This window comes from Burkholderia sp. SJZ089, from assembly GCF_007828315.1.
GTDB classification, from domain to species: domain Bacteria; phylum Pseudomonadota; class Gammaproteobacteria; order Burkholderiales; family Burkholderiaceae; genus Burkholderia; species Burkholderia gladioli.
Window position 1 is genome coordinate 153,485 of sequence record NZ_VIUM01000005.1, and the last position, 21,210, is coordinate 174,694.

Sequence of the window (21,210 nt, forward strand, 5' to 3'; positions counted from 1 at the left end):
CGACGCCTCGCCGTCGATCCCGAGGCTGCCGTCATGCCGTCGCCGTCCGATCCCGGACGGCGACGCTCAGCGCGAACTGTCCAGCCAGGCGGCCGGATCGGCCGACGAGGGCGGCCCGACCTGACCCCGCGCGATCATGCAGTCGGTGGTGAGCAGCAGCGAGGCGATCGAAATGGCGTTCTGCAGCGCGGTGCGGGCCACCTTGACGGGGTCCACGATGCCGGCGGCGATCATGTCGCCATAGGTGCCGGTCGCGGCGTCGTAGCCGAAGGCGCCGGATCCGGCTTCCACCGCATGCACCACCGCCTGGGCGTCCGCGCCGGCGTTCTCGGCGATCTGGCGCAGCGGTGCCGCGAGCGCATGATGAACGATGCGCGCCGCGGTGCGTCGCGCCACGGGCGCGAGCGCATCGTCCGCGAGAATGGCGCGCGCGCGCAGCAGCGCGACGCCGCCGCCCGGCACGATCCCTTCCTCCATGGCGGCGCGAGTTGCATGCAAGGCGTCGTCGAAGCGATTCCTGCGCTCGCGCACGGCCGTTTCCGTGGCCGCGCCGACCCGCATCACGGCGACGCCGCCCGCCAGTCTCCTCATCCGCTGCAACAGCGCCTCGCGCTCATGGCCGGGCGATGTCGTATCGAGTCGCGACCGGATCGCCGCGATGCGCTCGTCGATATGCTGACGCTCGCCGTGTCCCGCGATTAGCGTGGTCGTGTCGCGCGTGATCTCGACGCGCCGGGCCGCACCCAGATCCGCGAGCGTCGCGCGCTCCAGCGAGCGTCCCGCCTGCGCGGAAATGACGGTCGCGCCGGTCAGCGCGCCCAGGTCGCCGAGCCATTCGGCGCGCGTGTCGCCAAAGCCCGGCGAGCGGATCGCGCAGGATCGCAGCGTGCCGCGCAGGTGATTGACGACCAGGGTCGCGAGCGCGTCGCCGCCCACCTCGTTGGCGACCACCAGCAGCGGTTTCTCCGTGCTCCCCGGCGACTCCAGCAAGGGCAGCAGCTGGGATATCGTGTTGATGTTCATGTCGCACAGCAGGATGCGCGGTTCCTCGAGCACCACCTGGTGGTCCGACGAAGCCACGAACAACGGCGAGAGGTAGCCTCGCTCGATCCGCAGGCCTTCCACGATATCCAGCTCGTCCTCCAGACGGCGGCCCTCCTCGACGCTGATGGCGCCGTCCCGGCCGACCCGTTCGATCGCGTTCGCCACCAGCCGGCCGATGCTCGAATCACCACTCGCGGAGATGGTCGCGATCTGGCGCAGTTCCTCGCCGCTGGCGCAGGGCCGGGCGATGCGCTGCAATTGCGCGATCACCCGCGCGCCCGCGGCCTCGATCTCGGATTTGAGCGCCATCGGATCGTGTCCCGCGCTCACGCACTGGATGCCCTCGACGACGATCGCCTGGGCGAGGGTGGTGGCGGTGGTGGTGCCGTCGCCCGCCACCTCGCTGGTACGCGTGGCGACCACCCGCAGCAGCCGCGCGCCCATGTCCTCGAACGGATCGGGCAGCTCGAGCGCGCCGGCGACGATCACGCCCGAGTTGGCGACCAGCGGAGCGTCCCCCGCTTGTCCGACGATCACGTTGCGACCGCCCGGGCCGAGCGTGAGCTTGACGGCCTCGGCCATCGCGTTGACGCCTTTCAGCAGGCGTCGCCGCGCATCCTGATGAAAGGCCAGTGATGTGGCTGACATGTTGTCTCCCGCACAAGTGATGCTGCCCGTTCGCGGCCGCTCGCCGCCCCGGCGGATACGGTATTTGACCGGTCGGTGTCTGGTTGCCGATTGACCGAGGTCAATCGGCAACCCTAGCGGCGGCGGGCGACGGGGGCGTCGCCGATGTGCTTGTCGCCGTGCGGCTTGACTCAGGTCAATTGCGACGGACGGCACGATCGCGAACATGAGTCGCCACGATCGGCCGAGGGAGGCGTTGGTGCAAATTCATCCGGAGCTAGCACGCGATGCGCGCCGGACATGGCCCGCGCCGGGCTGGCGGGATCTCGCCGCGACGCTGATCGTGGCGAGTTGCCTGCTGCTCGCGGGAATCTGGGCAAGCCGGGTCGGGGGGCCGCTGAGCCTCGGGCCCGAGCGCACCCTGTCGCTGTCCCCCGGCGCCTTGCCGGGCTACACGCTGCGCAGCGTGGCAAGGATGCTCGCCGCGCTGCTCGCCTCGTTCGTCTTCACGCTGGGCTATGCCAGCCTGGCGGCCAGGAGCCGCCGCGCGGGCGCCGTGCTGATCCCCCTGCTCGACGTGCTGCAGTCGGTGCCGATCCTCGGCTACCTGTCCCTGACCGTGCTGTTCTTCCTGTCGCTGTTTCCCGGGCGCGTGCTGGGTGCCGAATGCGCGGCGGTTTTCGCGATCTTCACCAGCCAGGCCTGGAACATGACCTTCAGTTTCTACCAGGCGCTGTGCACCGTGCCACGCGATCTCGACGAGGCGGCCCGCGGTTTCCGATTGTCCGGGTGGCAACGCTTCTGGCGCGTGGAGGTTCCCTTCGCGCTGCCGGGCCTGGTCTGGAACGCCATGATGTCGATGTCGGGCGGCTGGTTTTTCGTGGTCGCCTCGGAGGCGATCGCCGTGGGCGGCTTGCGCGTCGAGCTGCCCGGCGTGGGTGCCTATGTGGCACTGGCGATCGAGCGCCGCGACCTCGCCGCAGTGGGATGGGCGGTGGCGGCGATGAGCGTGGCCATCGTGTCGTGCGACCAGTTGCTGTTCCGGCCGCTGATGGCATGGTCGGAGCGGTTCCGCTACGGGGACGCCGAGCCGGCGTCGGCGCCGCGCAGTTGGGTGCTCGAGGTGTTTCGGCGCTCGGCATGGGCAGCCTGCGCAGCGCGTCCGCTGGCCGGGTTGTTGCGTCGGGCGGCCCGCGCGCGGCTGCGCCCGCCGCAGTGGCGGTGGCCGGAGCGGTTCAAGCTGCCGGCGGGCGCGCTCGCGCGACTCGGCATGCTGCCGGGTGGCGCAGCACTCGCCTGGCTCGGCTTCGCGCTGTATCGCGCCGGCCGCCCGGCGCTGGCCTGGGCGGACCTGTATGCCGTGACGTGCGCGGGGGCGCTCACCACGCTGCGGGTCGGCGTGCTGGTGATGCTCGCCTCGCTGGTCTGGGTGCCGCTCGGGATCGCGATCGGCCTGCGGCCGAAGCTGGCCGCGCGGATCCAGCCGGTGTCCCAGTTTCTCGCCGCCTTTCCGGCCAACCTGCTGTTTCCCGTGGCGGTGGTGGCCATCCTGCGCCTGCACCTGCGGGTGGACATTTGGTTAGCCTTGCTGATGATGCTGGGTGCGCAGTGGTACATCCTGTTCAACGTGATCGCGGGCGCAAGCGCGTTTCCCGCCGATCTGCGCGAGGCGGCCGACAGTCTCCGGCTGAGCACGCGCACCTGGTGGCGCCGCGTGATGCTGCCGGGCGTCTTTCCCTACTATCTGACCGGCGCGATAACCGCGAGCGGCGGCGCCTGGAATGCCAGCGTGGTCGGCGAGGCCGTGAACTGGGGCGATACCCGCCTGGATGCGGGCGGGCTGGGTGCCTATATCGCGCGCGCGACCGCCGCCGGCGACTATCCCCGGATCGCGCTAGGGGTTGCCTTCATGTCGATGCTCGTGGTCGCGATCAGCCGACTCGTCTGGCGTCCGATGTATGCGTTCGCGCAGCGTCGGACCCGGCTCGACTGAATCCTGCCGGGAAGATGCCCATGTCCAAGCCCGAGGTACGGTACGCCGAGCTCGAAGCCGGAGCGCCTCGCGAGCCAGGCGCGATCGTGCTGGAGATGGAGCACATCTGCCAGTTCTTCCCGAAGCCGTCCGGCGAGCCGCGGCGCGTGCTGGACGGGATCGGTCTGGTGCTGCGCGAGGGCGAGATCCTGGGCCTGCTCGGCCGCTCGGGATCGGGCAAGTCCACGCTGCTGCGTATCGCGGCCGGCCTGCTCGGACCGACCTCCGGCTCGGTGCGCTATCTCGGCAGGCCCCTGGAGGGACCAACCGAGGGCATCGCCGTGGTGTTCCAGACCTTCGCGCTGTATCCGTGGTTGACCGTGATCGAGAACGTCGAGCTCGGCCTGGATGCGCTCGGCCTGGCGGCTCGCGACGCGCGCGAGCGGGCGCGCGCCGCGATCGAGCAGATCGGCCTGGTCGGTTTCGAGTCGGCGTATCCGCGCGAGCTGTCGGGCGGCATGCGCCAGCGGGTCGGCTTCGCGCGCGCGCTGGTGGGCGGCCCGTGCCTGCTGTTGATGGACGAGCCGTTTTCCGCACTCGACGTGCTGACCGCCGAAATGCTGTGCACCGATTTCCTCGATCTGTGGGAGTCACACCGGTTGCCGACCCGGGCGGTGATGATGGTGACCCACAATATCGAGGAGGCGGTCCTGATGTGCGATCGCGTCACGGTGCTCGGAGCCGGTCCGGCACGCATCGAGGCGACGCTGGAGATTGCGCTGCCACGTCCGCGCAATCGGCGCGATCCCGCCTTCCAGGCGATCGTCGGTCGCATCTACGGAATGCTGACCGCGCGCATCGCCGATCGCGGGCAGGCCGCCGCAGCCTCGCGGCAGGGCTTGGCGCTGGCGCTGCCGGAGGTCACCAGCCACCATCTCGCGGGCTTCGTCGAAACCCTGGCGGGCTCCCCCTACGACGGGCATGCCGAGCTCGGCGTGATCGCCGCGGCGCTGGCGCTGCGTGTCGAGGCGCTGTATCCGACCGCGGCCGCACTCCATCTCCTGGCACTGGCCGAATGGCAGGAACGCACGCTCCGGCTGAGCGCGGCCGGCCAGGTGTTCGCGCGCGCCGACGAGGCGACGAGGCGGCGCCTGTTTCGCGAGCACGTGCTTCGCTTCGTGCCGCTGGCCGGGCATATCGACGAAGTGCTCGGCGAGCGCGTCGGGCATCGCGCGCCGCGCGCGCGTTTCGAACTCGAACTCGAGGACCATCTCGATGCGCGAGGCGCGGATCGGGCCTTGCGTGTGGTGATCGACTGGGGACGTTATGCAGGGCTGTTCGACTACGACGATCCGACCCAGAGCTTCCGGCGCTGATCCCCGGCTTGGATTACGCGGCCGCCGCGATGCGCTTTCGGCCGTTGACTTCGGTCAATCCGCGGGCCGCGGCGCGATCGAGAATGAGGGCTCCGTTGACCCTCAGGAGCCGCGACATGAACGAGTCTGCCCGCAAGCCAGCCAGCGAAGTGCCGGTCAATCCCGCCGAGCGCCACTCGCTGACCACCTCATTCCGCCATCCGATCGAAACCTTGCGCCGCCAGATCGATCATCTGTTCGACGATTTCGATCCGGCCGCGCGATTGTCGGCGATGCGCCGCTCGCTGCTCGAGGTCGAGCCGTTCTGGAGTCGCGACAGAAGCGACGGGTCGGCGCCGGCCGTCGACGTCTCGGAAACCGAGCAGTCCTACGAGATCACCGCGGAACTGCCCGGGATGAGCAAGAAGGATATCGAGGTCACGCTCTCGAACGGCGGCCTGTCGATTCGAGGAGAGAAGCAGGAGGACAAGGAGGAGAAACACAAGGATTACTACATGCGCGAACGCCGCTTCGGCGCCTTCGAACGCTATTTCCCGATGCCGGACGGCGTGGATGCCGAGAAGATCGCCGCGTCGTTCGACAAGGGCATCCTGAAGGTGACCTTGCCGAAGACCGCCGAGGCCCGCCAGGCGGCCAAGCGCATCGAGATCAAGGCGGGCTGATGCCGCGCGCGCCCGCTCACGCGCGAGGGCCGGCCGGGCGAACGTCGATGACACTCGTCCGGACGACATGCCTGCTGCTGGCGGCCGTGCTGTCCTCTGCCTTGGCCCCGTCCAGCCATGCGCAGAACCGGGCCGTCTCGAGCGAACCGACGGCGCCCGGCAACCCGCCGGACCTCGGCGCGGCGGCGCAGATGGATGCCTTGCGGGCCGTCGCCACCCGGTACAACCTGCGCATCGCCGTGATGTCCGCGCGTGGCACCTCGCTGCCCGGCATCGATCTCGACATCGTCTCGGGCTCGTCGGTGATCCTGCAGGCGCGTACCACCGGGTCGATCCTGTTCGTGCGGGTTCCTCCCGGCCGCTACACGATCCGCGCGCGCGACCAGCATGTCGAGGAGGTTCGCGACGTGCAGGTTCCTTCCCGCGGCGCCCTGGACCTGCGCATCGCCTGGCCGGCCGCGGCTGCGCCGGCGGACGAATTGCCGCCTCGCCAGAACCCGGCGCCTCGTTAGCGCAAGCCCGGCTCAGGCGCCGGATGCACGCGCCGGCCTCCACAGCATCAGGCACGCGATCGCGCCGAGCATGCCGCCCAGGTGCGCGAAATGGGCAACACCGGCGTCGCCGCTCACCCCCGAGAGCAACTCGACGAGGGCGTAGCCGGTGACGAACAGCCAGACCGGCATGGCGATGGGCGGAAACAGCAGGATCACGCGCCGTTTCGGCAAGCGCACGGCATAGGCCGCGAGCACGCCGAACACACCGGCCGAAGCGCCCACGGTCGGGGTGGCCGCGGTCGATGTGGCCTGCTCCACCGCGAGCTGTGCGAGCCCGCCCGCGAGCACGCTGCACACGTACAGCACCAGGAAACGCGCGGATCCGAGCAGGCGCTCGAGGTCACGGCCGAACAGGGCCAGGCCCATCATGTTGTAGGCCAGGTGGACGATGCCGGCGTGGAGCAGGCTGTAGCTGAGCAACTGCCAGATGCGGAATGCCGCGCTCGCCGCCGGCCACAGCGCGAACCGATCGACGAGACTCGGGCCGACCAGCAGTTCGACGAGGAACACGGCGACGTTGGCGAGAATCAGCGCGAAGCTCATGACGCGCGCATCCTGGCGACCAGACGACGGCAGGGGCGCAGGGCCGGACGCATCGTGCGTCCCGGCTTCACGCGGCGGGCACGTCGGCGGCCCCGGCGTGCGCGATCGTGCAAGCCCGGCTGTCGTCGGCCTGGTCGAAGCCGCTCGCCCGGATCGGCGAGCGCCAGCGGCCACCCGCGCACGACCAGGCAAGCAGCGGTTGCCAGAAGGCGGGATCCTGGTAGCTCGTGTCGATGCGCTCGGTGTCGAGGCGGATCGCGATCGCCGATTCGGATCGAGTCAGCGGCTCGGCGCGCGCGAACTGGTGGGCCAGTACCTGCGCATCGGCGTCGGACAGGTCGCGCGCGAGCCTGGCCCTGTCGATCACGCGCGCCTCCAGCGTGGCGCGGCTGGCGGCAAAGTCGAGGATCGCGGCGCGCGCGCCTAGACGGCTGGCCAGCGCGAGGAAATCGGCGCGGTGCTGGCGGCGCAGGAAACTCGCATCGACGATCACGGTATGCGCGCTTGCCAGGACCTCGGCTGCCTGGTCGCGCAAGCGCTGGTAGACCGCCCCGACCGCCGCTTCCGAATAGGCCGACGCCGGCAGGTGCGAGACCTGCGCCGCGTCGAGGAGGGGGCGCTTGCGCTGCGCGTCGCTCGACAGCCGGATCGCGCCGAGCCGGCTTGCCAGCACACGGCTGGCCGAGGTCTTTCCCGAGCCGGAAAAGCCGTGGCAGAGCAGCAGGCAGGGCGCGGCGCCGATGCGCGAGGCGACCATGCGCTCGGCAGTGCGCAGGTAGCGGGCGCGAGCGGCATGGTCGTCGCGCAGCCGGGCACTCAGCGCGCCTACCAGGGCGCGATAGACGAAGTAGCAGGGCAGCACCTGCAGCGCGGCGTAGTCGCCGGTGCGAGCCAGCCACCCGGACATCAGGAGATGGGCGCAATCGCCCCTGTCATGGGCACAGAAGTCCATCAGCGCGAAGGCGAGATCGCTGGCGATATCGATCCGGCGCAGCCCCTCGTCGAAGTCGATGCAGTCGAACATCAGGATCCGTTGCCGCCAGCGGACGATATTGTCCAGGTGGAGGTCGCCGTGGCAGGCACGCACGAATCCGTGCGCCTGCCGCCGGTCCAGGATCGGCTCAATGCGCGACAGCTCGCCCGCGTACCAGGCGTGCAGGGCGGCTTGCGCCGGCGTGCCGCGATCCAGCTCCGCGAGCAGGGCGCGGCATTGCGAGAGCGCGCGTGCCGCGTGAGGGTCCCGGCTGCGCGGCGCGTGCAGATGATGGCGGGCCAGGGTGGCGGCCAGTGCCTCGGCGTCGGCCAGCCCCTCCGCCTGCCGCGCGCAGCGAACCGACAGCAGGGCATCCGTCTCGAACCGCCGCATGCGCACCACATATTCGCCCGGCACGCTCGCGCAGCGGCGCCGGCCCGGCCGGAACGGACGGCCGAACACGCCGCGCCGGCCGAGCACCAGCAACGGCCGGATATCGAGATACAGCGGGCCGGCCAGGCGCTTGTTGAGGCGGTACTGCGCCATCGCGCAGCGCTGCCGCCGTGCCGCCGTCGCCAGGTCCACGAAGGCGAATCGCACCGGCTTGAGGCGTTTGTAGGCGTGGCGCCCGGCCAGGTAGACGACCGATAGATGGGTTTCGATGCGCTCGATACGGCCGGCGGGATGCGGATAGGTGGCGGGGCGACATAGTGCGCGATCGACTTGCGAGGCGCGTCGCCTCGCCTCGCCATGGCCGAGTGCAAACGGCAGGTAGGGTAGCGCGGGCATGCTGGGTCCCTTGGTGCAGCCGCGCGGCATGTCGGCGGCCGATGGGCGGGCACGGTGGACGGCAGCGGCCGGCACCGACGGTGTCGCATCATGGCCCCACCTGCATGCCTCGGCATCGGCGCGGGCGGCTTGCATGCACGATGTCATGGATTCCCGCTCGAGCGTTGATGGAGGTCAAGCGCCGAATCGACCTGATCCGGACGATGCACCAATGCGCTGCGCTCGGCGTGGCCTGGCATCCGATCGGCGCGCCCGGGCAGGCGGCGGCACCCGTCCGGCAGCGTGGCCGAGCGTATCCTGCGCGAGGCGAACCGCCGGGCGCTGGCGGTGAACCGAGCCTGCGCCGCGGCGTGCGTCCCGGCGTGGCCGCTCGCTGAAGCGTCGTGTCGGCTCGATGCCGCGTCACCGGCCGACCCGAGCCCGGCCCGATCCGAATGAAATCCGGAGAGCCCATGCACATCTCGTTTCCCGCCGAAGCGCCTCGCTATTGCGGCCTGGATCCGGCCTTGAGTTTTTCCGCGCTGGTCGATGGTCGCCGCGTGCTTTGCGTCATCACGGCGGAGGCGCTCGAGGATCACTTCCTGGCCGCTTCCTCACGTGAATCGGATCTGCTGGATGCCTTCCAGCGTCATCGCGAGACCATCGAGAATGCGGCGCGGTGCCTGCTGCAGGAAATCGGTGGTCGGCCGGTCTTGCTGCACAGCGGGTACTTCCGCTTCTACGAACGAGGTAGCCGCGATTGACCCGTGTCAAGCGCGGCGTGATGGCCGCGGCTACGCTGGGCGTTGCCGTGACATCCCTGCACGGCACGGCGGGCAGGATCGCCGCCGGTTCATTGCAATCGTTCGAGGAGTGGCAAGCATGAACAATCTGACGCGTTACGATCCGTTCTCGATCGAACCCGTTTCCGAGCTGTTTCAGGGCCTGTTCAGGCCGATGCGCAGCATCGCGATGAGCGATCAGCCCGATCTTGCATCGATGCGGATCGACGTGGCCGAAAGCGACGATGCCTATCACGTCGATGCCGAATTGCCCGGCGTGGAGAAGGACCGGATCGAGGTCCAGGTGACCGGTCGCACCGTGGCGATCAGCGCGAAGCTCGAGCACAACCAGGAGCAGAAGGACGGCGAGCGCGTGATCCGTCGCGAGCGTTATCGCGGCGAGATCAGCCGATCGTTCGCCCTGTCCGACGAGATCGACGACACCAAGGCGCAGGCGAGCTATCACGACGGCGTGCTGTCGCTGACGCTGCCGAAGAAGGCGCCGGCCGGGCAGAAGCGGCTGACCATCAGTTGAATACGCGTGGCCGGGTGGGAGCGGGGCCGGCGCGCCGGCCCCGGCACGCCGGCCTCGTCAGGTGGTGGGCGTCGTCGGTGCTTGGCCCCGGCAGCTGTCTGGCCTGCCCCGATCCTGCCCGGGCGGGCTAGCCCGCGACATGGCCGGGGAAGCCGATGGTCTGCGCGAGGATCGGCAATTCGTCCTCGTTCAGGCTCAGCGCCTCGGCCAGCGCTCGATGATTGATCCAGCCGCGCACCACCGATCCCAAGCCGGCCGCGGCGCAGTAGAGCGACACGTTCTGGGCGATGGCGCCGGCCTCCACGGCCGCGAAGATATCGCGCTGCGACGGCGGCATGCCCGGCAGCGCGGCGGTGCGGACCACGTAGACCAGGTCCAGCGGGGCCCGCCCCACGAAATCCTGGTAGCCCGTCAGGTTGCGGGCGTCCACCGCGTGCTTGAGCAGAAGGCGATGCGAGAGAGGCTCATAGCGATACACGCCGCCAGGCAAGGTCACGTAAAGGTCGATCGCATCGACCCCATATGCCGACGGCGCGGTGCGGCCCGCGCCGCCGGGACGGTTGACGCCGTCGGCGGCCCACAGCATCGCGCCGAGCGAGGCCGGCGGCAGCGCCTCGATGGCGAAGGACCGGCAGCTCGAGCGAGCCGCCAGCGCCGCCATCAGCGGCACCCCGCCATCGAGGGAGGGGCGCGGCAGGTCGATGACCGCCGGCGGCGTTTCCTGGAGGGCCGCCGGCCGTGCCGGGGCCGTGGGCGTATAAGTCAACAACTGCCGTTCCATCTCCGATTCTCCTTGGCGACGCCGCCGTCGACCCGACATGGAACGGCGCTGATGGGACGATAAGCCGGCGGCCCGGCCGGCGCTTGACCTCCATCAATCGAGAGTCGCGGGATGCCCGGCGTGCACGGCCTGCATGGATTGACTTGAGTCATAGGTGAGCTTGCCCGCGCGAGCACAATCTGCTCGCAGCGTCGGCGCCACTCACCGAAGGGCGCGCAGCAGGTCCATGTTTTCCGTTACCGCAAAGGAGGTTCGATGACGCTCTCAGGAGAACTGCATCATGCAGACTGGACCGTGGCGATCGAGACGGTTGCCGCGGATGCCGGCGGGTATCGTTGCCGAACCCATGTGAAGCTCGAGCTGCCGAGCGGCGTGTGCGAGCACACCTTCACGCACAGCACCTGCCATCCCACGGAGCGCGATGCCGCCATCGAGGGATTGCGCACCGGCATGATCTGGGTCGAGATGAGAAAGGCGAATACCTTCACGACATGACGGCGCGCGCGGCCGGGATGCGCGGCTGTGCCGGCAAGGGCACGGACACCGCGCTCACTGGCTCAGCACCCAGCGAACCAACTGGTGCGCCTGCTCGCGCGAGAGCGGGCCGCCGCGCTCGCCGGCCGGCGGCATCGGCGTGTCTCCCCAGTGCGCGCGCCCCCCAAGGCGCAGCTTGATCGCCAGTTGCTCCTCGGCCCGCGGTACGTCCCGGTATCGTTCGGCAATCTGATGAAAGGACGGGGCGAGGAAAGGCATGTCCGGTGTATGGCAGAACATGCAGTGCTGCGCGTCGACCAGCGCGGTCGGCTCGGGCACCGAGGTCTGGGCGGCGCTCGTTCGCGCGAGCGCGATCGCCAAGGCGAAAGTGAGGAGAGGCGCGAGGTGCATGGCGGCGATCCGGTCGAATGAGGGCAGGCGCGGGCCTCGACTACGACACCACGTCGGTGAGCGGGCGCCGCGGCGAGTGCGGCGTATGCGGGCCACGGCCGATGCGCAGCAGCAGCTGCGGCGTGCCGCGCAAGGCCAGCATGCGGCGCAGCGAGTCGCGCGGCCCGCTCGTCTCGATCGGTTGATTCAGGTAGGACGCCGTATAGCCGGCGCTCGTCGCGACCAGCAGCATCCGCTCCAGGGCCTGGCCGGCGACCAGCCAGGCCTCGCGGTCGTCGCCGGCGGTGCTGATGCAGACGATCAGCGGCGAGGCTTCGACCAATTGATGGTGCAGCGCGGCCAGTCCATTGCCGAGGTCGAAGGTGCGCACCGCGCTGGTGACGAGCGGCGCGCTGAAGTCGAGCAGGGCGGGCACTCCCGCCGCGAACGCCGGCATGCCGTCGAGATGGCGGCGCGGGTCGATCCAGCTGGCCAGCTCGCGACGGAAACGGGGATCGTGGAACTGCTGGCGATCGGCTTCGGCGACCAGTTCGGCGATGCGCATGCGATCCGCGACGGAATCCACGGCGAGTGCGCCGGCGCCCTCCGCGATGACGGCCGCCACCAGCGCGTGCTGCAGCGCGGGCGGCACGGCCGTGCCTTCGAATGGGGAGCGCGTCGTGACCCGTTTCGCAATGGCATCGACCAGCGTGGCGAGGTCGTTGTCGATGAAGCCGTCGTTGCACACGCGGATCAGCGCGAGCAGGTCGGGATCGGCCTCGGACGGAAAGGTGCTGATGGTGTGGGCCAGCCCGGCGTGACTGAGCGCGACGCGCAGGTTGAGCAAGGCCGCGCCGCAACTGATGATCAGTTCGCGGTCGTACGGATCGATCACGGCCAGCGCGCGCATCCGGTCGGCGCACACCGAGATCGTGTTCCGGTCGACGATGAAGCGCCAGGGCTGCGAATTGTGGCTCGACGGCGCCATCGTCGCGTAGCGCAGGAGCAGGCCCAATTGGCTGTCCAGGCGGGCATTGGCGGCGGAGGGAGCAAGGTATGTCATTCGATGATCTCCAGGGCGCCGGCCGGCGGCGCGATGCCATCACATCCTGTCAGCGGGCATCGCATCGCGATTGACTCATGTCAAGCACGTGGTCGAGTGGGATACGGGTTCGGTCGTTGCCGTCTACGCTTGAATTCGACGAGGGCAGGGGGAGGCCGACATGCTTGCGATGAGTTTCGAGGGTGATGGGACGCGAAGTCTGCGCGAGACGCAGGTGCCGGATCCACGGCCGGCGCCGGGGCAGTTGCTGCTGGATGTGCGTGCCTGCGGCGTATGCCGGACCGATCTCCACATCCTGGACGGCGAGTTGGCCGCCCCGAAACGGCCGTTGATCCCCGGGCACGAAATCGTCGGCACCGTCAGCGCGCTGGGCGAGGGCGTGACGGGGTTCGCGCCGGGCGATCGGGTGGGCGTGCCATGGCTCGGCCACACCTGCGGCAACTGCCCGTATTGCCGTTCCGGCCGGGAAAACCTGTGCGACAGGCCGGGCTTCACCGGCTACACCATCGACGGCGGCTACGCGGAACGTGCCGTTGCCGACCATCGATATTGCGTGCATCTGCCGCCGCGCTATTCCGACCTGGCGGCCGCGCCGCTGCTCTGCGCCGGCCTGATCGGCTACCGCAGCCTGCGCATGGCCGGCGACGCGCGACGCATCGGGATCTACGGGTTTGGCGCCGCCGCGCACCTGGTCGCGCAGATCGCCCGGGCCGAAGGCCGGCGGGTGTTCGCCCTCACCAGCCCGGGCGACCTACCTGCGCAGCGGCTTGCCTTGTCGCTCGGCGCGGTCTGGGCGGGCGGCAGCGACGAAGCGCCGCCGGAGCCGCTCGATGCCGCGTTGATCTTCGCGCCGGTCGGCGCCTTGATCCCCGTCGCGCTTCGCTCGATCGAGAAGGGCGGGATCGTGGTGTGCGGCGGCATCCACATGAGCGATATTCCCGCCTTTCCCTACGCGTGGTTATGGGGCGAGCGCCGTGTCGCCTCGGTCGCCAACCTGACGCGCGCCGATGCGCTCGCGTTCATGCGGATCGCCGGCGCGATTCCGCTGCAGGTGCAGGCGGTGCCCTATGCACTGAGCGATGCCAATCGCGCGCTCGACGATCTGCGCCATGGCCGGGTGTCGGGCGCCGCGGTGCTGCGCGTGCGTGCCTGACCGATGCGCGGCGACGCTCGGCCGCTGCCCGGTTTTTCCGGAGGTCGCGATCCCGGCTTGACCCTGGTCAAGGGCATGCGGCAACCCGGCCTCACAGTGGCCCGATCGGAACCGGGCGGGGAACGCGCCATGTACCAACGCATCTTCGCGGCACTGGACGACAGCGACGGCGCGCGGCGCGCGCTGGACCGGGCGATCGACCTTGCCCGCATCTCGGGCGGCACGATCGATGCCCGCTACGTGGTACCGGACGCGCCGAGGCTGCTGGATTTCGACAGCGGATATGCCGATGAGCTCGAGCCGTCAGGCCGCGTATCGGAGCGCGCGGCGAGGGTGGTGGCCGACGCCGAGGCGGCACTGCGGCGCGCCGGGGTACGCGGCACGGCTCAGGCGATCGAGGCGGGCGGCGAGGACGTGTCCGCGGTGCTCGTGCGGGCGGCCATCGAATGCAATGCCGATCTGATCGTGATGGGCACGCACGGACGGCGCGGCATGCGCAGGTTCTGGCTGGGCAGCGTCGCCGAATCGCTGCTGCGCTCGGCACGGCGGCCGGTACTGGTGGTGCGCGAGGCGCGGGATCGTTGAACGATTCGCGAGGCCGCGGCGCACGGCGGGACGCGCGCGGCCCGCCGTGCGCGCTTCAATGCGAGAGCAGCACCGGGATGCTCATCTTGCCCAGCACCGTGCGCGTCACGCCGCCGAGCATGCGCTCGTGCATGCGGGTATGGCTGTACAAACCCATCACCAGCAGATCGGCATGCAATTCGGTGGCGCGATCCAGCAGGGTCTCGCCGGCGCCGGCAGCGCGTTCGCGCGGCACCGTCGAGAAGGCGGCGCGCACCTGGTGGCGCTCCAGATACGCGGCGACGTCCACGCCGGCCGGCGTGCGGTCGGGATCGGAATGGCGGGATTCGACCGTCACCACGTCGACCAGTTTCGCGTGCGCGAGCAGCGGCAGCGCGTCGGCCAGGGCGCGGGCGGCCTCTCGGCTGCCGTCCCAGCCGATCAGCACGTTCTCGCCGCAGCTCGATACCCTGCCGGCGCGGGGCACCACGATTGCGGGACGTCCCGCTCCCATCACCACGTCCTCGATGAAATGGGCCGCGACATGGCTCAGGCGATCGTCCGGATCCTCCTGGCCGAGCAGCAGCAGGTCGGCATGGCGCGCATGCCGGATCACGGTATGGCTGGGCGCGCCGGCGGGCGCCTGCCATTCGACGGCGCGACCCGCGGCTTCAGCGGCCTTCAGGAACTGCTGCTCGGCCGCCTTGCGCCGTTGTTCGGTCAGCCGTTCGTGAACGCCGAGCTCGAGCGGTTCCCCGGGCCGGCGCAGCGGTTCCAGCAGATCCTGGCAGACCACGTAGAGGCCGATCAGATGGGCATCCCAGCGCCGCGCGAGGTCGAGCGCGAGATCGGTGCGAACACGGCAGCGTGGGCTGTCGTCGAGGTGGACGAGCAGGGTGCGATAGCTCATGACGGCTCCTTGTCGGTGGGTGCCGGGCCCGGCGCGGCGCGCCCGACTGGTCCGCGCGACGGCCGCGGCGGCAGGCGCCGACCGAGGCCGCGGCCTTGCTGGGCCGGCTGTCGTCCATCATCGCCGCCGCGGCGGCGAGGGCACTGACGTGGATCAATCGCGGCGGGCCGCACGCAGCAGGCGCGCGGCGTCGCGGGCCACGATCCAGGCTTCGTTGGCCGGCTCGACCACCACGGTGACCGCGCTCGATGCCGAGGACACGACATGGGCGTGGCGCGCGTTCGCGGGTCCGTCGAGTTCGATGCCGAGCCAGCCCAGGGCGGTGCAGATGCGTTCGCGCAGGATCGCGCAACCCTCGCCGACGCCGGCGGTGAAGACCAGCAGGTCGAGGCCGCCGAGCAGGGCGCAGAGCGCGCCGGCCTCGCGCACGATGCGGTGGACATACAGCGCCAGCGCGTCGTGTGCCAGGCCGTCGCCGGCCGCTTCGCGCTCGAGCAGCACGCGCGGGTCGCCGGAGGTGCCCGAGACGCCCAGCAGGCCGGATTCGTGATACAGGAGACGGCCGAGCGCCTCGCCCGACATCCGCCCGAGCTCGAGCAGATGGAGGATCGCGCCGGGGTCCAGGGTTCCGCATCGGCTGCCCATCATCAGTCCGTCCAATGCGGAGAAGCCCATGGTGGTGGCGATGCTGCGTCCCTCGCGCAGGGCACAGAGGCTGGCGCCGCTGCCGAGGTGCGCGGCGATCACGCGGGCGCGGGCGCGCTCGCCGAACGATTCCTCCAGCGCGATGCTCAGGTATTCGTAGGACAGCCCATGGAATCCATAGCGACGCAGGCCCTGCTCGAACCAGGCATGCGGCAGTGGCAGCCATTGCTCGACGCGCGGCATGCTGCGATGGAACGCGGTGTCGAATACCGCGACATGCGCGAGGCCCGGGAACGCCTCGCCCAGCACGTCGATCGCGTCCAGGCTGTGGGGCTGGTGCACGGGGGCCAGCGGCGTGAGCGCGCGCAGCGCGTCCAGCACGCGCGCGTCGAGCATCACGGGCTCGCCGAAATGCGCGCCGCCGTGCACCACCCGGTGGGCGATGGCGCACAGCGCGATGCGCGGCAGGCGCTCGCGGATCCAGGCGACCACCTGCGCGAGCACGGCGCGGTAGGGATCCTCGCCGCCATGCGGCGGCAGCGGCCGGGCGGGCTCGTCGTCGAAGCGGATCGACATGCCGCCTCCGGCATCCCATGCCTCGCCGCGATGCAGGGGCCGACGCTCGGGCTCGCCGTGCGGCGGATAGGCGAACACGGCGAACTTCAGGCTCGACGAGCCGGTATTGATGACGAGCAGCGAGAGGGTCCGCATGGGCGCCTCAGTGCCGCTCGCGTGGGCCGCGGCGGCCCGCTTCGGTGCCGTTGCATCGCGCGCGGGCGGCGGCGCGATGGCCGCGCTCGCGATACCCATGCGCGGCACGGCGCGGCTGCCTGTTTCGGTGGTTCATCGGCGATGCTCCCGCGACGGTGCCTGGTTCGGTGTGGCCCAGTCTAGGAAGGCACCGCGCCACGCGCTTGACTCAAGTCAACGGCGTGATCCCGCGGCGATCGCACAGTCGCCCATGCCGGGGGGCAAGCGACCAGCTCCGGGCCCGGCGGCGGATCGGATCGACACAGGAACCATGATGAAGCACCCCGTATTGACCAGTTCGGCGCAGGGCCTGCAGGCCGCGCACGGCGGACGCGTCGCCCCTGGGCGTCAGGCGCGCGGGGCGCCCGGCGGTCCTGTCGGACCCGCCGCGGGGTCGCCTCAGGGGGCAGCGCGCCCGGTCGCGCGGCGAGCCTTCCCCCGCGGCTTGGCACGGCCCCCCGCCACGGCGGCCGAGCAATGGGACCGCATCGCCAGGGCGAACGTGGCGGCGATCACCCTGGGGCTGTCGCCGATCTCGATGGCCCTGGCGGTGATCGACTGGGGCGCGCATCTGGCGATGTCGCCGGGCAAATGCACCGAGCTGGCGATGCGCCCCTGGCAGGCAGCGGACGCGGCGGCGCCCGAGGCAAGCGTCGAGGCGGCGGCTCGGCCGCCGCCCGCGGCCCAGGCCGATCCGCGTTTTTCCCATCCGGCATGGTCGTCCTGGCCGTTTCGCGGCTATCGCGAAGGCTTTCTGGCGGTCGAGCACTGGTGGCGTGATGCCACCAGCGGCGTGCCGGGCGTGGAGCGGCACCACGAGGAACTGGTCGGCTTCCTGGCCAGGCAATGGCTCGATGCCTGTTGTCCCGCCAATTTCATTCCCACCAATCCGCTCGTGCTGGAGGCGACCCTGCGCAGCGGCGGCGCCAATCTCGCGGCGGGCCTGCACCATTGGATGGACGACCTGGATACCTGGTGCGATCACGCCTGCCGCGCGCGCGGGGGCGCGGCGCCCGCCTATCTGCCCGGGCGCGAGGTGGCGCTCACGCCCGGCCGGGTGGTGTGGCACAACGCACTGTGCGAACTGATTCAATACGATGCCGCCACGGCGCGTGTGGCGCGCGAGCCGATCCTGATCGTGCCGTCCTGGATCATGAAGTACTACATCCTCGACCTGCAACCGCACAATTCGCTGATCCGCTTCCTGGTCGAGGCCGGCTACACGGTGTTCGTGCTGTCGTGGCGCAATCCGGGGGCGGAGTCGCGCGAGCTCGGACTCGACGATTATCTGCATGACGGCTGCCTGGCCGCGCTCGAGTTCGTGCGAGCGCGGTGCGGGCAGGCCGTGCATGCGGTCGGGTACTGCCTGGGCGGCACGCTGTTGGCGATCGGCGCGGCGGCGCTGGCCCGCGACGGGCGCCAGCACGGGATGCTGCGCTCGGTCAGCCTGCTGGCCGCCCAGACCGATTTCAGCGAGCCCGGGGAACTCGGCCTGTTCATCGATGCCAGCGAGCTATCCGCGCTGGACGCCCTGATGTGGCGGCAGGGCTATCTGGACGGCTCCCAGATGTCCGCCGCCTTCCAGTTGCTCAATGCGCGCGATCTGATCTGGTCACGCATGATGAGCGAATACCTGCTCGGCAAGCGCACCAAGCCCAATGACCTGATGTCGTGGAACGCCGACAGCACCCGCATGCCGTACCGCATGCATTCGGAGTACCTCAGGCAACTGTTTCTCGACAACGATCTCGCCGCCGGGCGCTACAGCGTCGACGGCCGGCCGGTGGCGCTGTCGGATATCGAGGTGCCGGCCTTCGTGGTCGGCACCGAGCGCGATCACGTCTCGCCCTGGCGATCCGTCTACCGGCTGCATCTGCTCACGCACAACGCGCTGACCTTCGTGCTCACCGCCGGCGGCCACAATGCCGGCATCGTCTCGGAGCCGGGCCACGCGGGACGCCACTATCGCTGCGCGACGCGCGAGCCGGGCGCCGCCTACCGCAGCCGGCACGACTTCCTCGCGCAGACCCCGGTGGTGGACGGTTCGTGGTGGACATGCTGGCGCGACTGGTTGCGCGCGCGCTCGTCGGGCGAGGTGGATGCGCGCGCGAACGATCCCGGCCTCGCCGCGGCGCCGGGCCGCTATGTGCTCGAGACATGAGTGCCGAGCGAGGTTCCGAGCCGCCCGGCGGCGCGCGCCTGCCCGGCCTGTTGCCGCGCGAGGGCGGACTGCCGCCGCTGGTCGAGCGCGCTCGGCGCCTGGCGCCGCTCGCGATCGCGGTCGCGCATCCCTGTGACGCGGTCAGCCTCGCCGCGCTCGCCGCGATCCACGATTCGCCCCTGGGTGCGCTGCTCGAGCCGGTGATCGTCGCGCCGCGCGCCCGGCTGGCACGGGTGGCCGCGCAGGCCGGCATCGAGACGAGCCGCTGGCCGCTCGAGGAGGTGCCGCACAGCCATGCCGCGGCCGCACGGGCGGTCGAACTCGCCGCCACCGGCCGCGTCGGCGCGATCATGAAGGGCAGTCTGCACACCGATGAACTGATGAGCGCGGTGGTGGCGAGCGGCTCGGGCCTGCGCACCGACAAGCGCATCTCCCATTGCTTCCTGATCGAATCCCCGGCCTACGCGCGCCCGTTCATCCTGACCGACGCGGCGGTCAACATCGCGCCGGATCTCGCCCAGAAGGCCGCGATCACGCAGAACGCGGTCGATCTCGCCCATGCGCTCGGCCTGCCTTGCCCGCGCGTGGCCGTGCTGAGTGCGATCGAGACGGTGAATCCGGCGATGCGTTCCACGCTCGACGCCGCGGCGCTGGCGAAAATGGCCGAGCGCGGCCAGATCGTCGGGGCGATCGTCGACGGCCCGCTGGCCTTCGACAACGCCGTCTCGAGGCGGGCCGCGCGCGACAAGGGCATTGATTCGGCGGTGGCCGGACGTGCCGAGGTGCTGGTGGTCCCGGACATCGAGGCCGGCAACCTGCTGGCCAAGCAGCTCGAGTACCTGGGCGGGGCTGCCAGCGCCGGCATCGTGCTGGGCGCGCGCGTGCCGATCGTGCTCACCAGCCGCGCCGACGGCAGTGCCGTCAGGATCGCCTCCTGCGCGCTGGCGATGTGCCTGGCGCAGGCCGCGCCCCGCTCGCCGACGGCGCCCGGCGACGCGCCAGCGCCGGGGCTGCCCTGACAGGCAGGCTCGCCGGCGCGGGGAACGGCGCCTCGTCCGTGCCGCCGGCTCCATCAGGCGCGGGAGATCGCCGGCGGCGCCGTGCCTTGCACGGCCGAGGCGTCGAGATCGACGCATTGCCGATAGGTCGGCACCTCGCATGGCCAGTGCAGGCGCTCCTCGATGCGCCGCCGCAGGGCATCGGCGGCGGCCGGCTCGCCGTGCGTGACGAAGGTGTGCGACGGCGCGCGCTGCAGCGAGCCCATCCAGCGCAGCAGTTCCTCGTAGTCGGCATGGGCGGACAGGGTCTCGATCGACTCGACGTGGGCATGGATGCGCACGTATTCGCCGTGAATCTTCAGGGTCGGCGAGCCGTCGGCCAGGGCCGCGCCGCGCGTGCCGGCCGCCTGGTGGCCCACCAGCACGATCGTGTTGCGCGCATCGGGAGCATAGCGGCTCAGATGATGCAGCACGCGCCCGCCGGTTGCCATGCCGCTACCGGCGATGATCACCATCGGCCCTTGCTGCTCGGCGATGCGCTTGGACTGCTCCACGGTGCGCGTCATGATCGCGGCCTGGCCGAGCGCCTGCGCCTCCGACATGGTGAGCCGATGTTCCAGGATGTGATGGCGATAGATATCGGTCACGTCGCAGGCCATCGGGCTGTCGAGGAAGACCGGCACGCGGGCCATGCGGCCCGATATCCTCAGGCGCGCGATATGCAGCAGGATCGCCTGCGCGCGCCCGACGGTGAAGCAGGGGATGACCACCACGCCGCCGCGCGCGAAGGTCCTGGCGAACACCTCGGCCAGTGCCGGCTCGGGATCGGCGGCGGGGTGCAGGCGGTCGCCGTAGGTCGATTCGACCACCAGGTAATCCGCGTGGACCGGGGGCGTCGGCGCGCGCATGATCGGATCATGGTATCGGCCGAGGTCGCCTGAGAAGGCCAGTACCTGGTGATCCCAATGCACCACCACGCTGGCCGCGCCGAGGATATGCCCGGCCGGCAGCAGGCGCAGCGAAATCCCGCCGGCGAGCGTGAAGCATTCGTCGAAGCCGCGCGGCGTGAGCAGGCGCAGGGCGCGCTGCGCATCGTCGACCGTGTAGAGCGGCAGCGCCTGCCGGTGCTTGGAGAACCCATGCCGGTTGGCGAAATCGGCCTGCTCCTCCTGCAGCCGCGCGCTGTCGCGCAGCATGATTTCGCAGAGCTCCATGCTTGCCGGCGTGCAGTACACGGGCCCGCGATATCCCTCCCGAACCAGCACCGGAAGGTAGCCGCAATGGTCGAGATGTGCGTGGGTCAATACCACGGCATGCAGGTTGTCCGGCGCGACCGGCAGCGCGCTCCAGTTTCGCAGGCGCAGGTTCTTCGGGCCCTGGAAGAGCCCGCAGTCGACCAGCAGGCGCTGCCCGCCATGCTCGACCAGGTACTTCGAGCCGGTCACCGTTTCGGTTGCACCAAGAAAGCTCAGTTTCATCGCGCGC

Annotated in this window: 20 protein-coding genes; 11 read left to right on the forward strand and 9 right to left on the reverse strand. The window is 70.4% G+C overall.

The genetic code is table 11. The features are described 5' to 3' along the window. Positions 1 to 66: 66 nt before the first annotated feature. Positions 67 to 1,692: a chaperonin GroEL gene (gene groL, locus FB600_RS11050; RefSeq protein ID WP_046579191.1), complete on the reverse strand. Its 1,626-nt coding sequence runs from the start codon at positions 1,690 to 1,692 to the stop codon at positions 67 to 69. 238 nt (positions 1,693 to 1,930) lie between these two features. Here groL and FB600_RS11055 point away from each other — a divergent pair, with 238 nt between their 5' ends. From FB600_RS11055 to FB600_RS11070, 4 genes are all read left to right on the forward strand, one after another. After that, positions 1,931 to 3,664 (forward strand): ABC transporter permease, encoded by a 1,734-nt coding sequence (locus FB600_RS11055; protein ID WP_046579583.1) that lies wholly within the window; start codon positions 1,931 to 1,933, stop codon positions 3,662 to 3,664. 20 nt (positions 3,665 to 3,684) lie between these two features. Beyond that, a complete protein-coding gene (locus FB600_RS11060) occupies positions 3,685 to 5,019 on the forward strand; it encodes a nitrate/sulfonate/bicarbonate ABC transporter ATP-binding protein (RefSeq protein ID WP_186056450.1) in 1,335 nt (444 codons plus the stop codon). Positions 5,020 to 5,135: 116 nt separating this feature from the next. Then, on the forward strand, positions 5,136 to 5,681 hold the full coding sequence (locus FB600_RS11065) for an Hsp20/alpha crystallin family protein (protein WP_013698074.1): 546 nt from the start codon (positions 5,136 to 5,138) through the stop codon (positions 5,679 to 5,681). A gap of 47 nt (positions 5,682 to 5,728) precedes the next feature. After that, positions 5,729 to 6,193, forward strand: a complete 465-nt coding sequence (locus FB600_RS11070; RefSeq protein ID WP_096748849.1) for a hypothetical protein — start codon at positions 5,729 to 5,731, stop codon at positions 6,191 to 6,193. Positions 6,194 to 6,205: 12 nt separating this feature from the next. On the opposite strand, the gene FB600_RS11075 is transcribed toward FB600_RS11070, so the two are convergent. Both FB600_RS11075 and FB600_RS11080 read right to left on the reverse strand, forming a co-directional pair. After that, entirely contained in the window at positions 6,206 to 6,778 is a 573-nt protein-coding gene (locus FB600_RS11075; RefSeq protein ID WP_046579182.1) for a rhomboid family intramembrane serine protease, read from the reverse strand. 67 nt (positions 6,779 to 6,845) lie between these two features. After that, positions 6,846 to 8,540 (reverse strand): AAA family ATPase, encoded by a 1,695-nt coding sequence (locus tag FB600_RS11080; protein ID WP_105819962.1) that lies wholly within the window; start codon positions 8,538 to 8,540, stop codon positions 6,846 to 6,848. A 452-nt stretch (positions 8,541 to 8,992) separates the two neighbouring features. Here FB600_RS11080 and FB600_RS11085 point away from each other — a divergent pair, with 452 nt between their 5' ends. Together FB600_RS11085 and FB600_RS11090 are read left to right on the forward strand one after the other, a co-directional pair. Then, positions 8,993 to 9,283, forward strand: coding sequence for a DUF1488 domain-containing protein (locus FB600_RS11085; RefSeq protein WP_096748848.1), 291 nt, complete (start codon positions 8,993 to 8,995; stop codon positions 9,281 to 9,283). Between the two features lie 118 nt (positions 9,284 to 9,401). Continuing rightward, positions 9,402 to 9,836, forward strand: coding sequence for an Hsp20/alpha crystallin family protein (locus tag FB600_RS11090; protein WP_013698079.1), 435 nt, complete (start codon positions 9,402 to 9,404; stop codon positions 9,834 to 9,836). 127 nt (positions 9,837 to 9,963) lie between these two features. Here FB600_RS11090 and FB600_RS11095 read toward each other — a convergent pair whose 3' ends face one another. After that, the gene (locus tag FB600_RS11095) at positions 9,964 to 10,617 is read right to left on the reverse strand and encodes a nitroreductase family protein (RefSeq protein WP_047835492.1); all 654 of its coding nucleotides are present in this window, start codon (positions 10,615 to 10,617) and stop codon (positions 9,964 to 9,966) included. Positions 10,618 to 10,872: 255 nt separating this feature from the next. Here FB600_RS11095 and FB600_RS11100 point away from each other — a divergent pair, with 255 nt between their 5' ends. Further along, on the forward strand, positions 10,873 to 11,112 hold the full coding sequence (locus FB600_RS11100) for a hypothetical protein (protein WP_013698081.1): 240 nt from the start codon (positions 10,873 to 10,875) through the stop codon (positions 11,110 to 11,112). Between the two features lie 54 nt (positions 11,113 to 11,166). On the opposite strand, the gene FB600_RS11105 is transcribed toward FB600_RS11100, so the two are convergent. Together FB600_RS11105 and FB600_RS11110 are read right to left on the reverse strand one after the other, a co-directional pair. Beyond that, positions 11,167 to 11,502 (reverse strand): c-type cytochrome, encoded by a 336-nt coding sequence (locus FB600_RS11105; RefSeq protein WP_013698082.1) that lies wholly within the window; start codon positions 11,500 to 11,502, stop codon positions 11,167 to 11,169. A 40-nt stretch (positions 11,503 to 11,542) separates the two neighbouring features. After that, positions 11,543 to 12,544 (reverse strand): Acg family FMN-binding oxidoreductase, encoded by a 1,002-nt coding sequence (locus FB600_RS11110; RefSeq protein ID WP_105819963.1) that lies wholly within the window; start codon positions 12,542 to 12,544, stop codon positions 11,543 to 11,545. Positions 12,545 to 12,704: 160 nt separating this feature from the next. On the opposite strand from FB600_RS11110, the gene FB600_RS11115 reads away from it, so the two are divergent. Continuing rightward, a complete protein-coding gene (locus FB600_RS11115; protein ID WP_046579175.1) occupies positions 12,705 to 13,697 on the forward strand; it encodes a zinc-dependent alcohol dehydrogenase family protein in 993 nt (330 codons plus the stop codon). A gap of 129 nt (positions 13,698 to 13,826) precedes the next feature. Beyond that, positions 13,827 to 14,282, forward strand: coding sequence for a universal stress protein (locus tag FB600_RS11120; protein ID WP_046579174.1), 456 nt, complete (start codon positions 13,827 to 13,829; stop codon positions 14,280 to 14,282). 55 nt (positions 14,283 to 14,337) lie between these two features. Here FB600_RS11120 and FB600_RS11125 read toward each other — a convergent pair whose 3' ends face one another. Together FB600_RS11125 and FB600_RS11130 are read right to left on the reverse strand one after the other, a co-directional pair. Further along, entirely contained in the window at positions 14,338 to 15,171 is an 834-nt protein-coding gene (locus tag FB600_RS11125; protein ID WP_096748845.1) for a universal stress protein, read from the reverse strand. A 153-nt stretch (positions 15,172 to 15,324) separates the two neighbouring features. Further along, positions 15,325 to 16,527, reverse strand: coding sequence for an acetate/propionate family kinase (locus tag FB600_RS11130; RefSeq protein WP_046579581.1), 1,203 nt, complete (start codon positions 16,525 to 16,527; stop codon positions 15,325 to 15,327). Positions 16,528 to 16,840: 313 nt separating this feature from the next. Here FB600_RS11130 and FB600_RS11135 point away from each other — a divergent pair, with 313 nt between their 5' ends. Together FB600_RS11135 and FB600_RS11140 are read left to right on the forward strand one after the other, a co-directional pair. Continuing rightward, positions 16,841 to 18,727, forward strand: a complete 1,887-nt coding sequence (locus FB600_RS11135; protein WP_145756854.1) for a PHA/PHB synthase family protein — start codon at positions 16,841 to 16,843, stop codon at positions 18,725 to 18,727. Beyond that, complete coding sequence (locus tag FB600_RS11140; RefSeq protein WP_145756817.1) at positions 18,724 to 19,746, forward strand: bifunctional enoyl-CoA hydratase/phosphate acetyltransferase; 1,023 nt, start codon at positions 18,724 to 18,726, stop codon at positions 19,744 to 19,746. Before FB600_RS11135 ends, FB600_RS11140 begins: the two co-directional genes overlap by 4 nt. A 53-nt stretch (positions 19,747 to 19,799) precedes the next feature. Here the strand turns inward: FB600_RS11140 and FB600_RS11145 are convergent, their stop codons facing one another. Beyond that, on the reverse strand, positions 19,800 to 21,203 hold the full coding sequence (locus FB600_RS11145) for an MBL fold metallo-hydrolase RNA specificity domain-containing protein (RefSeq protein WP_145756816.1): 1,404 nt from the start codon (positions 21,201 to 21,203) through the stop codon (positions 19,800 to 19,802). Positions 21,204 to 21,210: the final 7 nt, after the last annotated feature.